Origin of the sequence: Butyrivibrio sp. DSM 10294, assembly GCF_028539135.1 — a bacterium.
GTDB lineage: Bacteria > Bacillota > Clostridia > Lachnospirales > Lachnospiraceae > Butyrivibrio.
Genome location: NZ_JANSWL010000073.1, coordinates 119,810 through 134,740, shown reverse-complemented (window position 1 = coordinate 134,740; position 14,931 = coordinate 119,810). Strand labels below are relative to the sequence as shown.

Annotated in this window: 13 protein-coding genes; 5 read left to right on the top strand and 8 right to left on the bottom strand. The window is 39.6% G+C overall.

The genetic code is table 11. The annotated features are described in order from the left end of the window. The first annotated feature begins 333 nt into the window (after positions 1 to 333). Together NXH67_RS08785 and NXH67_RS08780 are read left to right on the top strand one after the other, a co-directional pair. Positions 334 to 873, top strand: coding sequence for a nucleotidyltransferase domain-containing protein (locus tag NXH67_RS08785; protein WP_272797146.1), 540 nt, complete (start codon positions 334 to 336; stop codon positions 871 to 873). Next, positions 863 to 1,273 (top strand): HEPN domain-containing protein, encoded by a 411-nt coding sequence (locus NXH67_RS08780; protein ID WP_272797145.1) that lies wholly within the window; start codon positions 863 to 865, stop codon positions 1,271 to 1,273. The genes NXH67_RS08785 and NXH67_RS08780 overlap by 11 nt, the downstream gene beginning before the upstream one ends. Before the next feature lie 45 nt (positions 1,274 to 1,318). Here the strand turns inward: NXH67_RS08780 and NXH67_RS08775 are convergent, their stop codons facing one another. Then, entirely contained in the window at positions 1,319 to 2,311 is a 993-nt protein-coding gene (locus tag NXH67_RS08775; RefSeq protein WP_272797144.1) for a Panacea domain-containing protein, read from the bottom strand. 49 nt (positions 2,312 to 2,360) lie between these two features. Continuing rightward, entirely contained in the window at positions 2,361 to 2,747 is a 387-nt protein-coding gene (locus NXH67_RS08770) for a hypothetical protein (RefSeq protein ID WP_272797143.1), read from the bottom strand. Between the two features lie 632 nt (positions 2,748 to 3,379). Between NXH67_RS08770 and NXH67_RS08765 the strand changes: the two genes are divergently transcribed. Together NXH67_RS08765 and NXH67_RS08760 are read left to right on the top strand one after the other, a co-directional pair. Beyond that, a complete protein-coding gene (locus tag NXH67_RS08765) occupies positions 3,380 to 4,573 on the top strand; it encodes a glycosyltransferase family protein (protein ID WP_272797142.1) in 1,194 nt (397 codons plus the stop codon). A 48-nt stretch (positions 4,574 to 4,621) separates the two neighbouring features. Then, a complete protein-coding gene (locus NXH67_RS08760) occupies positions 4,622 to 5,803 on the top strand; it encodes a glycosyltransferase family protein (protein WP_272797141.1) in 1,182 nt (393 codons plus the stop codon). 39 nt (positions 5,804 to 5,842) lie between these two features. On the opposite strand, the gene NXH67_RS08755 is transcribed toward NXH67_RS08760, so the two are convergent. Further along, complete coding sequence (locus tag NXH67_RS08755) at positions 5,843 to 6,874, bottom strand: glycosyltransferase family 2 protein (protein WP_272797140.1); 1,032 nt, start codon at positions 6,872 to 6,874, stop codon at positions 5,843 to 5,845. 9 nt (positions 6,875 to 6,883) lie between these two features. Further along, complete coding sequence (locus tag NXH67_RS08750; protein ID WP_272797139.1) at positions 6,884 to 8,089, bottom strand: glycosyltransferase family protein; 1,206 nt, start codon at positions 8,087 to 8,089, stop codon at positions 6,884 to 6,886. Positions 8,090 to 8,236: 147 nt separating this feature from the next. Between NXH67_RS08750 and NXH67_RS08745 the strand changes: the two genes are divergently transcribed. Then, the gene (locus NXH67_RS08745) at positions 8,237 to 10,027 is read left to right on the top strand and encodes a glycosyltransferase (RefSeq protein WP_272797138.1); all 1,791 of its coding nucleotides are present in this window, start codon (positions 8,237 to 8,239) and stop codon (positions 10,025 to 10,027) included. Position 10,028: 1 nt separating this feature from the next. Here the strand turns inward: NXH67_RS08745 and NXH67_RS08740 are convergent, their stop codons facing one another. The 4 genes from NXH67_RS08740 to NXH67_RS08725 are packed head-to-tail and all read right to left on the bottom strand — an operon-like array spanning position 10,029 to position 14,930. Next, a complete protein-coding gene (locus tag NXH67_RS08740; protein WP_272797137.1) occupies positions 10,029 to 11,177 on the bottom strand; it encodes a CgeB family protein in 1,149 nt (382 codons plus the stop codon). A 4-nt stretch (positions 11,178 to 11,181) separates the two neighbouring features. Beyond that, positions 11,182 to 12,369: an N-acylneuraminate cytidylyltransferase gene (locus NXH67_RS08735; RefSeq protein ID WP_272797136.1), complete on the bottom strand. Its 1,188-nt coding sequence runs from the start codon at positions 12,367 to 12,369 to the stop codon at positions 11,182 to 11,184. Beyond that, positions 12,369 to 13,253, bottom strand: coding sequence for an N-acetylneuraminate synthase family protein (locus NXH67_RS08730; RefSeq protein ID WP_272797135.1), 885 nt, complete (start codon positions 13,251 to 13,253; stop codon positions 12,369 to 12,371). The genes NXH67_RS08735 and NXH67_RS08730 overlap by 1 nt, the downstream gene beginning before the upstream one ends. Positions 13,254 to 13,274: 21 nt before the next feature. Then, positions 13,275 to 14,930: a motility associated factor glycosyltransferase family protein gene (locus NXH67_RS08725; protein WP_272797134.1), complete on the bottom strand. Its 1,656-nt coding sequence runs from the start codon at positions 14,928 to 14,930 to the stop codon at positions 13,275 to 13,277. Position 14,931 lies beyond the last annotated feature (1 nt).

The following is a 14,931-nucleotide window of genomic DNA, read 5'->3' as shown; positions in this document are numbered from 1 at the left end:
ACTTACTTGCCGCAATTATATATCGCTTTAGAGATAGTTAAATTATATCTCTGCAGCGATATATTTTCAATCTGCTATGGCACCTTTGATGCACGAAAAATGCCCTCAGCGTTTATTGCCGCGGGCTTTATTATTCTTGGAAATGCGCTGTTTTACTAGCTTTTCGGCGTTCACAGAATCAACTTGGGGACAGTCCCCAAGTTCCAAAGTTCCATGCCAGCCCCATGGAGTCAGATCCCAACTTGATATAGTGCCCTATAGACATGTATTTGGTAAACTGTTATAATTTAGGCAGATACAAATTCATTAACTGAGTGACAAAGAGGTACCAACATGAGTTACGATAATGCCTCCAAAAAGGCTACCATGAAGTACATAAAGGAAAAACAGCAGGAGCTCAAGGTCCGTTACAAAAAAAAAGAGTATGAAAATGATATTTTTCCCGCCATCGAGCAATCCGGTCTGCCTGTAGCAACTTTTATTAAACAGGCTATTTCGGAAAAGATATTAGTAGAGACAAATAAGGGGTATGATCTTGAGATTACTCTTGAACCCATAAAAAATACTATACTAAACGAGCTCCCCCAAATCATGAATGAAGACTGCCGGAAGATAATACTGTATGGGTCCTGCGCAAGAGGTGATTATACAGCCGATTCAGATATAGATATTGCCATTCTCACCGACAGTGACAGGGAACAGGTCAAAAAATACAGCCATCAGCTGGACGAACTTGCTACACAGATTGGCTTTGATACCATGGCTGTCGTAAATTTTGTCTGTCTTCCCCAAAAGGAATTTGAAGAAAAGAAATCCTGGTATCCATTTTTCAAAAACATCGCAAAGGACGGAATAATACTATATGAACGCTGATAATATGCGTGATCTTGCCAAGTTAAGATATGAACGAGCCAAGGAACTTATTGATGAAGCTACAGATCTGCTACAGTGTGAGCACTATAAATCCGCTAACAATAGAGCCTTTTATGCCGGGGAAACAGCTGTCAAAGCAGCTCTGGCAGCTATTGGCAAAGACTCAGAATCGCATAACGGAGTAATAAAGACTTTTAACATGGAATTTATCCATCAACCCTGTGACTTTTTCAGCCGTGATGATCTGCGCATCCTTCAGAGTATAGAAAGAATCAGAAATTCATCTGATCACGATGATTTCTATGTAGCCAACAAGGCAGAATGCGAAGACCAGGTAGCAAAGGCAAGACAGCTGCTCTGCAAAGTCAGTGCTTATCTAAAGACTCAGGGGATAATATAAAAATCGTCAATCAGTTCTTCTACACTGCACCCCAAGTTTCCCTACTCATATAACCCCCAACGATGCGATATAATTCTTTACTCCATTATCAGTGCTTAAATCATATTTTTCATTAACAGCAGAAAAATATTCTGTAATTGCGTCATGAGTTATCAGTTCCGTACAATGTTCTTTTTTGCCATATCCGGAATGTGCATCCTTCCAAGGGGATTCCGAATGGCTCAGATCCATTAAGGTAACGCCATTATAAATAGCAAATTTCCCCAAAACAAAATCTATTATGTTTTTCACATTTTCATCCAGGCAATCAGTCAAATCAATCTCATCAACAATAATCTGTGATTTTCCAAAGGATTTATATTTAGAATAAATCTTGGGATATACCGGGCCATATGCCCATGCTTCGCAGCGCTCGTCAAAAATCTTTTTGCCAAGTAGCACCTGCGCAAACGCCTCAATATAATACAAAAGCTTTTGCAAAGACATATTGGTTATCTCATATTTTGAATTAAGAATATATAACGCAACTTCTTCAATTTTTGATTCATGAGAATTAATCTGATCGTAGAAGTTCAGCCTCTTTTCCAATCTTTCAGCAGCATGTTTGTTCAACTTATCTTTATTACTTTCATAATAATTCTGCATGTAAAGATAACATCCCAGAACTCTGCGAAGCATATCTGAATAACGCTTACTTGGCAGCTGACCCTTTAGATAGTTTTCAATTGTATGCTCACCAAGTCCCAAGACTTTGGAAAGGGGCCTCTTGTCCACATCATATTTCTCAAGTATTTCTTCAATTTCTCCAACAAGAATATAATCATGCTCTTCTCGGCATTTTACATCAAATTCATTCTCGTTGAGATCATCCATTCCGGGAACATATACCCTGTGTCCACACTTTTTGCATAATGCGACCCGTTTATTAAAGTTACATGTTATTCCATTCCAAACTCTTTCACTTTTTTCAGAAACAATGTCATATTCCTGCATACATCCGCATTCAGCACATAAAACCTTATCCATAAAAATATCCATCTACACTCTCCTACATCCCCAAAGCAATAAAAAAGCTAAATCCCCTTAATTAATCATGAAATGATATTATAAGTAAAATATTATTTTGGTACTTAGACCAAGTGATTTTAATATAAAGCCTAACCATTTCACTCGGAGCATCTTCTATTCCCCTTGGAATAAAAGACGCTGCATATTTGAAAACATGTACAATATCTCGAGGAAAATTGGAATTATCGCTATATTCCCACCCACTATAACTATCTGTAGTAAGCTTTCTCAAAATATCTATACGATCATTTTCGGTGATAATATACTTTGAAAAAAACTCTTCATTTTTATCTCTGTACAAAAATGTATAATCGATTCCGTTTCTGCCCGAATCAATATATCGCCTAAGCTTAGCGACAATGTCATCCGGGCTGTAACCGTCTGGATCCTTTTCACACTTGTCCATACACTATCACCTCCATGAGAATGTATGTTAATTATATGTAAAGAGTACATTTTTGTCAATTTGTGTACTTTTTCAATTATTGCCTACATAAAGCCCGCGGCTGTTCAATGTTAGAATTCCATAATTCCAAAGCCTTTCACCACATCCGTGACAGTATTTCATTTTCACGTTTTTCACTTTCTCTGCAACCTTTATGGCATAAAAAAGCCGCGGGCTTAATTATTCTTGGAAACAATCTATTTTACTACTTTTCAGCGTTCACATAATCAATAAACCTATGCGACTATCTGCTGTTCATAAGAATTGTCATCATAACTTGGGACAGCGTCCCCAAGTTCTCTTGCCTAGCGGTATTACATCTATTGTCCATAAGAATACAACACACTTTGCAAAATAAGATTTATAAAATGGCTCAGCCATACGGTATGTAACTCGATCCTCGACAGGAATCGAACCTTTCGGGGGCTAATTGTACCGATATTCTGTTATCGCATCTTTTTTGATACCAGACATATTTTCCCAACCAAGCCCAGGTTACCAATAGCGAGCCAATCGTCCCGCTATCAGTTGATATCTTATCGCATTTTCGTTTATAATTATATCATGTCAACCATGCCGAGGAGGCAACCAGTATGTTCGGTAGAATCGTTTTGTTTAAGATGGGCGAAAGCTGTTATGACTCTATAAATGCCATGGTAGTTAATCTCAAAAAAGAGTTTGAACTACTCGGAATAATATGCGACGAAATAGATGTTTCACAAGCCCCCGAACAGGTGCTGAAGTACATGGAGGTGATCACCTCCAGAAAATACGATGCGGCTATTGCATTTAACGCAGTAGGACAGCAGGATATTTCTTTGGCCGGAAAAAACATCTATGATTTATACGAGATACCGTTTATAAATATTCTCCTGGACCATCCCATGGACCATTATGCAAGTTTAAAAAGCACTTGTAACAACTACCATATTGTTTGCGTTGATAGAAACCATGTAGCTTTCTTAAAAAGATATTTTCCCAAACTGGCAGGTGCATATTTTCTTCCTCTTGCTGCGGCCTATGATGATAGTTGTGAACCTAAGGAAATCTCAGAAAGATCACAAGACATTATATTTGCAGGCACTCTTATTGGAAAATCCTGTCAGACAATGATTGAGGAGTTCAAACAATATCCCGAGCCATACAATAATATAATCCTATATGTGATAGACAGAATGTTATCTTACAGGAATGAAGACATTAGCGCAGCATATGACTATGTTATTCATGAAGAGCTAAAGCTCGAGCTTCCAGACACCGAATATCTGGATATTATGTTCAAAATACAACTGGCAAACCATTTCATGAGAACTTTCCAACGGGAAGAAATACTAGGATCAATCTTAAAATCCAACATTCCAATTCATCTTTATGGTGATGGAATGCAGAGACTTTTTGATGGATGTCCAAACAACAAAGCTATTTATCATGGAACTGTTCCCTTCTCAAAAATGCCTGAGATCTACTCAGATGCAAAGATAGTACTAAATATAATGCCTCTTTTTAAAAACGGATGTCACGATAGAATTCCATTCACAATGTTGCAAGGTGCTGCTGTTCTTACTGATCCAAGCGAATATATATCAGACACCCTTGGGAACTATGTCTTTACATATTCATATGACGACGACTTTGCAGAAAAAATACATGATATTTTAAAAGACGAGTATTTACTGTCACTGACTGCCAAAAGAGGTAGAGAATATGCACTAGCTAATTTTACCTGGAAACAATATGCCAAAAAGATTCTTGATATAGTGGAGCAGCGTGGAATTACAGATATTTAATATTTTTACTTTGTGATCTATTTCCCCCTTTTAAGGAGGCTCTAACAAATGTCAGATATAAACATTATCGTATTTAAAGGAATGTTAAAAACCGTTGACTACTTCATAGATCAGCTGATCAAATACTGTCATTCAAATAGTATTAATATATATGTCGCTGATGCGAACATTCAGGAATCCTACAACAGCGAAGCATTTCACAATTTCAGCAACAGACCCAATACAGTAATGTATACCATAAACAACGTAGGCATCCGCCTTGAGTCCAATGATGGTATAAATTATTGGAAACGACATAATATTCCTGTTTTTGACCATCTCGTGGATCATCCCAGGAACTATGACGATGCTCTTTTGAAACCTTTTTGCGACACATATGCTCTATGTCTTGACCTGGAGCATATACAGTTCATTAAGGAATACTATCCTTTGGTAAAAGATACCTTCTTTTTTCCTAATGGTGGCACTGAAGTTGATAATAGTATTCCTTTTGAAGAGCGCCCCATAGATGTGTTATATATGGGAAGCTGCCAAGAAAACATTCCTTCTTTTCCTTCAATTAAATTATTTGAAGATAATGGAGCTAGCTTTTATAGCTCCACAATATCTCTGCTACTAAAAAACACGAATCTTTCCACAGCAGAAGCAATTTCTCTGTATTTAGACTCAACAAATATCTCGCCTTCAAAAGATATACTTCTTGAACTTAACTTAAATTATGCAGGTCTTATAGAAAGTATTGCCAGAAGACTCACCAAGCTATCCGGCATGAAAGCATTAGATGATATGAGGATAAAAGTAGAAATTTTCGGTGGTAACTCCTGGATTGACGAAGCATATCCTTTTTCAGATAACATTACCATCCACGACAGAATATCACCGGAAGAACTCATGCCCTACATAGGGAAAGCAAAAATCTCTCTCTGCTTTATTCCCTGGTATAAACAAGGATGCAGCGAAAAAAATTTTGACTCTATGCTTAATGGTGCATTATGTGTCACAGATAGAAGCTCTTACTTAGAAATGAATTATAGAGATGGCGAAAATATCATATATTTTGACTTATCAAATCCTGCCCAGATGGCAGCTGATGTAAAATGGCTCTTAGAACACCCTAGCGCAGCTTCCATAATTGCCCAAAGAGGTTATGAAACCGCGAAAGCTCATGATAGTTGGGATGTACGATTTGCCGAATTAATCAGCACTATGCGTGATGTAATTCATACATAATCTGTGCATCGGTGTAGTGACACCAATTGTGTTATGAAATTATACAATCCTATCAGCTATGCCCTTAAGCTGTTCCTGACTTATCACCTCTTGAAAAATGGTCTCAAAGCACTGCCTATCGCTTTCAGTGTAAATATATGTACTACTGAGTATATTGGGTACAAGTTTTCTGCATATCTGCTGCATCTCATGAAAATATTCCAATGGTAAAAAAGCCCCATAATTCTTTGCATAAAAGAAAAGTGTTTCCAGATAATAAGAATAAACAAAATGAAAGTCCAACTCTTCTTTATACTCTCTATACTTTTCGCCCAATCCCAAAAGATACTCATATAATTCCAGCTGCACTTTAGGATGGTCAAGAATCCTTTTCCCTAACTGCGAGGTCATGGTTGATTCAAACCGTTTTCTATATATGTAATACTTTGAATCTGTCTTCACCATATTATCCGCAAAAAGGTATTGAGGAAGAACAAACTTTGGTTCCTCGTACACAACATGCTCCGCATAACAGGCACGACTTGCTAGTACGTTTTTTCTCTTAAAAAGTTTCCCCCAACAGCCAAAGCCACCTATTGCTCCTACAAGATAAGGCTTTCTATACTCAGGATGTTCCTTAAAATCCATATATACTATTTTACTTTCATTGTCATCTGAGAATTCCACTTCATCATAATGCAACTCCCCATATATACTGTCATGGCCAAACAATAAAAGATCCGCATCATATTCCTTAGCAAGTTTATACAAACCCTCGCAAGCTTTCGGCGACAAAATATCATCAGAATCCAAACACAAAAGATATTCTGCAGAGGCATATTGATGAGCCACATTTCTCGCTCCACCTTGTCTCAGATTCTCCTCTAACGGTATTATCAGAACACTGTCAGGATACTCCTTTTCAAATCCCATAAGCATCTCTACTGTTGCACCATCGTCATTTGAAGCATCATCAACGAATATAAATTCCAAATCATCGATGTTCATAGTTTGCTTTTGCAAGGATCTAAAACAATCCGGCAACCACTTTTCTGCATTGTAACATGGAATAATAATCGAAATCTTCTTCATAATATTGCATCACCCATAATCACATCTGTTTTCCAAAATTCCCACCAACTTCTCCGCAGTCCTATTCCAAGTCATATTCCCTCGAGCCAAATGAAGCCCCCTCTGCGCAATCTCATACAGCTTATCAGGATCAGATAACATATCATCAACAATATACGGCAAAGCCTCCGGTGCAGAAAGGTTCCAGAATCTCATAATCTCATGACCAGCCTTTTCGCAAACATCCCGGTAATACTTGCTATCATCTGTAAGCACCGCAGCACCGGCAAGCATTGATGTCGGGATTCTGTCATGGGCGCCATTCTTGAAATATGGCATTACATTAAAAACTATTTTGCTTTTTTTATAAATGGCAGCCGTTTCCAGGTATGTACACGAACCATGCAAAACCACATTTTCCAAGTCATCCAGGGTATCCCAACCGGTTCCGAACAGATGGATAGTCCCCTTTGACTGAGCCAGGAATCTCACTGCTTCTTCTCTTGTATAGGAACGAAGATAATTATTTGTTATAGGGAAAAGAGCATTGGCGAATCCAAAATATGCTTTTTCATCAGAAGGATCAATTCCGAAATCCGGAAGAATCGCCGTCAAGCCTTCTTCCAGACTCAGTGTCCTGTTATCCAGCATATGGTCAAGATATGCCAGCTCGATATTTCTTACAGCTTCCGGAAGGGCCAGGATCTTTCCATCCAGCTCATCCCTATCCACATAACTCCCGGTAAAAACTACGTCAAACTCACGATGCTCAAATTCCTCAAAGCTGTCATCAACCTTTTCCTCATCAGAATCGCTTCCTCCAAGAGGCAGGAAAAAAGCATCCTTTACATCCTTATAAAATCGCTTTGCATAATCCACATGATCTCTGTCAAGGCACAAGCAATAGTAGTTACTGCACTCCGAAAAAAGATAAATGGAATGCATTTGCGGATGATCCACAATATAGTTAAAGAAAGGAATCCGATGCTTGTTCCAGATATTCTCCCCATTCACCTTATAGTTATGCTGACCAATGGAATTGAAGGTCAGGGCAAAATCATATCTCACCTCGCTAAGCCTTTTATCCAGCTTCTCATTACTTCTGTCCAAATCCCAATAATCCACTTCTATCCCACAAGAACCAAGCGCTTTAGATAAAAGCGCCGAGAAGGAAGTCAGTGAATCATAATTGATGTTTCCACGTCGAAGGATTAGTGCATGGTTGCTGTGAAGCATAGTTATTTCCTTTTTTATTTCTGACGATACACATTTATAACCTCTGCCGCATTGTTGAAATATTATTGAACACATATCGTTATTGCGACTATAATTATTATAAAGTATATATTCACTCGTTGCCATACATCCATAAGGATAACCCTAATGAAAAAATACAGTATCATTATTCCTTTTTTAGACAAAAACGAAAACTTCAAAAGAACATACAGCAGCATACTAAAACAAAGCATCTCTCCAGATGAACTGGAGATTATTGTAATATGTACAGTTCCGGATTATTGCAATGAACTTGATGCTATTTGCTGTGAGCTAAATAATTCCACAATAATAATCGATGCTCCTACTATCAGTACAAGGGCCGATGCCTTTAACCAAGGAATTATGGAAGCCAGCGGACAGTACCTTTTATTCATGCGAGCAGGTGACATAATACATGAAAAGTTCTTCTCTGTTCTGGACGAAATAATCGCAAGTCATTCTTTCCCTGATATAGTTTCATTCGGGGTTACCAAGGCATGGGACGAATACGAATACTTCGATGACGACCCATTTTCCGCATACAATTTCAAAGAATACTGTTTAACATGTGACTGTGACCGAAAGCAGTTCTTAGGAAATCTTCCCATTGATGAGCGCTATTACTCTATGCTTTATAAAACAGATTTCTTACGGGAGATCAACCAGGCCTTCAGCGAAGATATTTATGATGACGACATCACTTTCGCATACCCACTTTTTCTTTTTGCAGACTCCGTCGTATTTACAAAAGACCATGGTTACTGCAGGTACGACAGCACCGCTTCCCCTACGTCTGTCGCTGACAGAATAGCCGCCAATATGACCGCTCAGACAAACCTGTTGCAACTGCTTCAGAACATTCCTAATATATATGCTAAGTACAAAGACAGTATTGATGCACACTTTGTGCAGAAATACTATCTCTACAGCCTATGGCTCGGAAGAATTTCCGGTGAAAAGTCACCCATAAAGATATCCATTTTCCAAGTACTTCAATATGTAATGCTGCAAATTGTTCCAAAATGGATTGAGAATGAATTCATATATAATTTAGGCCGCAAAAATCTTGATACACTGTCACTCATTAATAAGACGTACAGTACTCAAGGAGAATTGGACGCAGATATATGTGAGAACAACCTTGTAAGTGTAATTATCACAACCCACAACAGGCAGGAATACTTAGGCACATCTATCAAAAATATCCTTGCTCAGTCATATCAGGCCTTCGAACTGATTATTGTCGATGATGCTTCTAGCGATGAAACTGAGCAGCTTGTAAAAAGCTTCTCAGATAAAAGAATAAAGTACATAAAAAACGAGACAAACAAAGGCATTACCGCGACACGAAACATCGGACTAAAAGCAGCCACATCGAATTATGTCGCATATCATGATGATGATGACCTTTGCAGGCTCGATAAACTTGAAAAAGAAATGGCAATGATATGGGCGTCCTACGACAGTATAAAAGCAGTCTACCCGATTGCAGTGAACCATGCTCGAAGGATAAGAGGACATGCTCAAGCAGAAGCTGTTTATATTCCAAGTCTGAATAAACCGCTTTGTAAAAAGGATGGTTTTATTTTCCCTGTGCTTTTGTACAAAAACGATCTTCAAGTATCTGCCATGCTAATAGAAAAGAGAGCGGCCTTGGATATTGGCGGTTTTGACGAATCAATATATGTTTATGAAGATTGGGAATTCATTCTAAGATTTTCTCAAAAGTACTATGTAAGGTTTATAAATGAGCCTTTATATGATTATTACCAACGTCAATCAGGTTTGGCATCTTCACCAGATTCAGAGCATAGAAGAAAATTGATCCAAGCGCTGTATACTATCGACCAAAAATATGCTGCTAACAGAAAAAAATATGGAGTTGAATCAACGTTTATCATAAGAGAAGTTGATTAATTCAAGAAAGCAATTCATCTATTCTGTCCTCATACCTAAAATCAGCGAGTATCTTTTCATAGCCTGCGCAGGCAATACGAGCTCTTATATCCTCGTTCCGGAGATAAAACTCCGCCTTCTCCACAGCATCCTCCAACGAGGTATACATCACGCATTCCTCGCCATCTATGAAATACTCGTAAAGCTCAGACTGGTAGCTTGACAGAAGGAATCCACCGCAGCCCATTACATCCAATGCTCTCAGGGGTATTCCGGATCTGTTGGCCTTCAGGACAGGGCAAAGATTGATCTTGCTTGCCGCAAAAACCTGTGGCATTTCTGTAAGGTAATTTACTGAGCCACAGAAATCCACTTCAGGAAGCATTCTCTTCTCATCTTCCGTAAGCTCAAAAGTATAAAGTTTGAGCTGATGCTTTTTTGATAAAATACTAAGAAGTGTCATTCTCTCGAGATGTGTCACGTAAGAAGCCACGGCCCAGCTGATTTCTTTTTTGGTCAGCTGCACAGCCGTTTCGGACAGGCTCAGATATCTGTCTCTGACACTCTGAGCGAACTCTTCCGTCACCACATCATCTACGATGTATCCGCCATATAGCTGCAGCTGCACCTTCACCACTCCGTCAAGGTATCCCCGCTGATACTCGGTCATATGGCTCATGAATGCCGGAAGCATGGACTCATAGAGCTTTCCCACAAAGGAAATCTCTGCGCCGTACTTGGCATAATCTGTCTTAACACTGCGGAGTCTCTTAGTGTTTACCGCAAGAGGCAGATAGTGAACGTTATCCAGCCCCATTTTCTTATAGGTCTCATAGTCAGCTCTGGCAAAAAAGAAAATTGTATTGCAGGAATAGTCCATACATTCCGCAGTTGGAAGATTGGGCGGGCTGTCAAAAAACCATGAAATATACTTAAGATCATGCTTCTTACATACCTTTGCAACTATTGGCCAGAAATTGGTGGTAAGGACCAGATCATAAGAGCCTTCCTTAAGATCCTTTTCCATTCTCTCAAAAAAAGCATCATCATTATACTTATCAACTTCCTTGTGATAGTTCACGTTATTGCACTTGTGCCCCATCTTTTGGAGGAAGTAAATAAGATCATGCTGGATATATGAATTTAAAAAATCATAAAGAAGAATGTTCATACCATCAGATTCCAATCAGGATTTCAATAATATCCCGTACAGCTCCATATCCGCCCTTAACCTCAGAAATATAGTCAGCAGCTATTGCTACCTGCTTCGCTGCATCTTTAGGGCAGGCAGAAACACCTGCTGCCTTCATCGGCTCAATGTCATTGATATCGTCACCTATATACAGGACGTTCCGAAGGTCAATGCCAAATCTGTCGCAAACCGCTTTTAAAGCTGCCATTTTATCCTTTATCCCACTCTCGATAAAATCCATTCGCAGTTTCTCTGCCCGGCGTCTGTTAAGTTCCCTGTACTCACCGGTAATTATTCCGGTGATAATTCCTTTCTCATGGGCTCTTACCAGCGCCATTCCATCCTTGGTATTGAATTTCTTTAATTCATCTCCATTTTCGGAATAATACATTCCGCCATCTGTAAGGCATCCGTCGCAATCGGTGACAATCATCTTTATTTCAGGTCTTTCACCTGAATTGCAGATACTCTTTTCCCTTTTCCGAAGAAGGGCTTCTATTATAATAAAATCATTGGGTTCATCTATCTCCAGCGCTGAATCCTCACTCATTTCATAAGCACGGATCCTACCGAAAAGCCTGTTCTTTGACGTTGTCAGATTCTCCTTTGCAGTGATGTAAAATGCGCCATTTTCCATAAGATATCCATCAAATTCCTGACGTCTTGGCCTATGCTTGTAGTCATAGTTTGAAGCCACTGCGTACCCGCTTTTATCTGTATCCCACAAGAACCTCTTTTGACGTACCACAGACAGTACACTGTCGGTGTCAGGCATTTTATAGAGTTCAAAACCGCCGTCAATATCGCTGCTCTCAAGCATTGGGGAAGTGGCTTGTATCAGAACTATATTTTTGAAATCATATTTTTCGGCAAACTCCAGCATAACCGACTCTGTAGATGCTGTGTCAGAGGCATTCTCGGGATTTCTGTCAATGACTTCTGCTTTGCTGAAATAAGCACTTCCATTTTCAATCTCTTTTTGGGAAAACTGCTCCACTACGGACTTAATTTCAGCACTGTCCGTTGCCACATAGACCCTGTCAATGCACTCCGCCTTGCAGGCAGCGGCAACAGTCCAGTAGACCAGGGGCTTTCCGCAGATTTCTTTTATATTTTTCAGAGGTATTGATTTGCTCCCGCCTCGTACAGGGATAAATGCAACTGTTTCCATTATTTTTCCTCAACTCGTAGTTTTTTTCTAACCTGCAGTTCGTCCTCTTCAAGCTTCTTTTCGCCATCCCCAAGCATACGCTTGATGTCACGGCAACGGCGATACAAAAGATACATGGCGTTGATCTCCAAACTGGCCTTCTGATCCGTGCCCCACATGTCATGGGATAATGTGACATGCCTCTCAACAATGTCAGCTCCCAAAGTAACCGCTGCAACAGTGGGTTCCAGGTTCTGCTCGTGGCCGCTGTATCCCACCACGCATCCGTATCTCTTTTTCAGAGTCTGGATGTATTTAAGATTCAGCTCATCTATGGGCGCCGGATATACAGAGTTGGTATGCAAAAGAGCGAAGTTTCCATTGCTGAACCTGTCGAGAAGGTCAACAGCTTTATCAAGCTCCTCCTGAGTGGACATGCCTGTGGACATGATAATAGGCTTTCCTGATGCGCAGGCCTTTTTTATCAGCTCTGTGCTTCCGTTGGTGGCGGATGCCAGCTTGATAAAGGGGATATCATAGTTCAACAAGAACTCAAGGCTCGGAATATCCCAGGGTGAAGCGGTCCAGGCCAGGGGCTTTTCTCTGCAGTATTTATCTATGTAGTCGTATTCCTCTTTGCCGAACTCGATGCGCTTTTTGTATTCCAGATAGGTCATTTCGCCCCAAGGTGTGGTGCGCATGACGTTCTTCTGACTCTCCGGAACAGCTATGTCCGGGGTCCTCTTCTGGAATTTGGCGCAATCCCATCCAATGGCAAAAGAAGCATCGATTAGCCTTTTTGCCACAGCAAGATCTCCGTTATGATTGATTCCTATCTCGGCGATGAAGTAAGGATCACAGCCATCGCCTACAAGTCTTCCGCCTAAATTGATCTGTTTTTCCATAAGCCTAAGCCTCTGTACTTTTTACATCATTTTAAGAGCTTCACTTACTGTTATGTTTTTCATGCCTTTTATATATGAGCCGTCGGAAATATTCACTAATTCAGGGAGATTATCTGTACTTGCGATATACTTCTCAATCCAGTCATGGTAAGAAGCGAGGTTACTTGCCGTCCTTACTTCGCCTCCGCTTGTGCTTTTCAGGATAATCTTTCCCTGCTCAGCTTCGACATCATTATTATCTGATATTCCGGATGCATGGAATTGGTTATAGGTGTAAGCAAGATCCAGGCCAAAGCAGGTCACTTTCTTTGCCCCAAGTTTTACAGCCAGATCCAGTGCCAGGGTGGAAACAGAACCACCGGTTTTAAATAGTGGCAAGCTTTTCTCTGTTGCCATATTTTCAGAAAGCTCGTATTCATTCTGATACACAATATATCTTTTTCCGCCAAAAAGCTTCACTGTCTCATAATAAGCTGTCGCAAGGTAAATAAATTCAGTCTTTTTATAATCAAAATCATGCATTAACTGCTTCCTTGTTGCAGGAAGTCCATCTATAAGAACTATGAAATCAGGATCTATTCCTTGATTAGCGAGCTTTCCGGCAGACGTTCCCACGCACAAAATAAGGCTGTTTTCTGTCCTTTTTTCAAGTAGCGGCATGCATGGTGAAAGTGATGGTCCGCCAGCCACCATATAGATTTCCTTATCCCTAAACCGATTGGATATTTCTGTTACACAAGGGTCATCCAGCTCAATATTTTTATGAAAGTTAAAAGCAAGCAGCTGGCTATTTTCTTTGATTGGGAGCATCAATGCACGATACTTTGTAAGCAGTTCCTTGACATCACTTGAAAAAGCTGAAATAGATTCTGCTTTTGTCAATAATGTCCCTTTTACTATCGCATCAGATAAGGCGCTTCTAACTTCTCCGACCACAAAGAGCAAACGATTGGATGCTATAAACCGTGATAAGTCCAGATAAGTAAGAACCTGCCTTGCATGTACAATATCCGATTCACATATAGTCACCGGAACACCATAATTCATCCTTATTATCGCCATTGCTTCATAAATCATTTCGAATCCGGTCAGGGAATATTCAAGTTTTTCTACCTCGCAATTATAGAAAGCATACTGTAATGCATCTCGATAAGGGTTCACCAAACCAGCTATAATTTTCTGCTCTGCCTTACTTTCAAAAGAAAAAACTATATCTCCGCTCCCCGCAACAATAGGACTAATGAAATGTGTATCAGGAAATGTACTTCCCCTTAGCAGCTGTGCGACTTCCTTTTGTCCACATTGAAAAAGCGCATCTATATTTTTATCAAAATAATCTATGTGTTCTATCTTATAAGCTTCAGTAGTATCTATTATCCAGTCACTGATCAATGCACTTAGTTCCACTTCCAGAACATCAGCCAACAGAGAAAAATTGTTACTCTTCTGATAAGTAATAACGCTATTGAGCATAGGGGAAATCTTTATCATAAAGCTTTCAGGACTATATTCATTTCCACATTGTGCCAAATCACTCAAAATATCAGTAATACCGGTTGTAATTTTCTTGACACTGTCAAAAGCAGAAACCAATCGTTCCAACCTTAGGCACATAGCACAATATGCGCACTCATGCTCCAAATCTATCATTTTCGCTCTAAGTTCAATATAATCCATA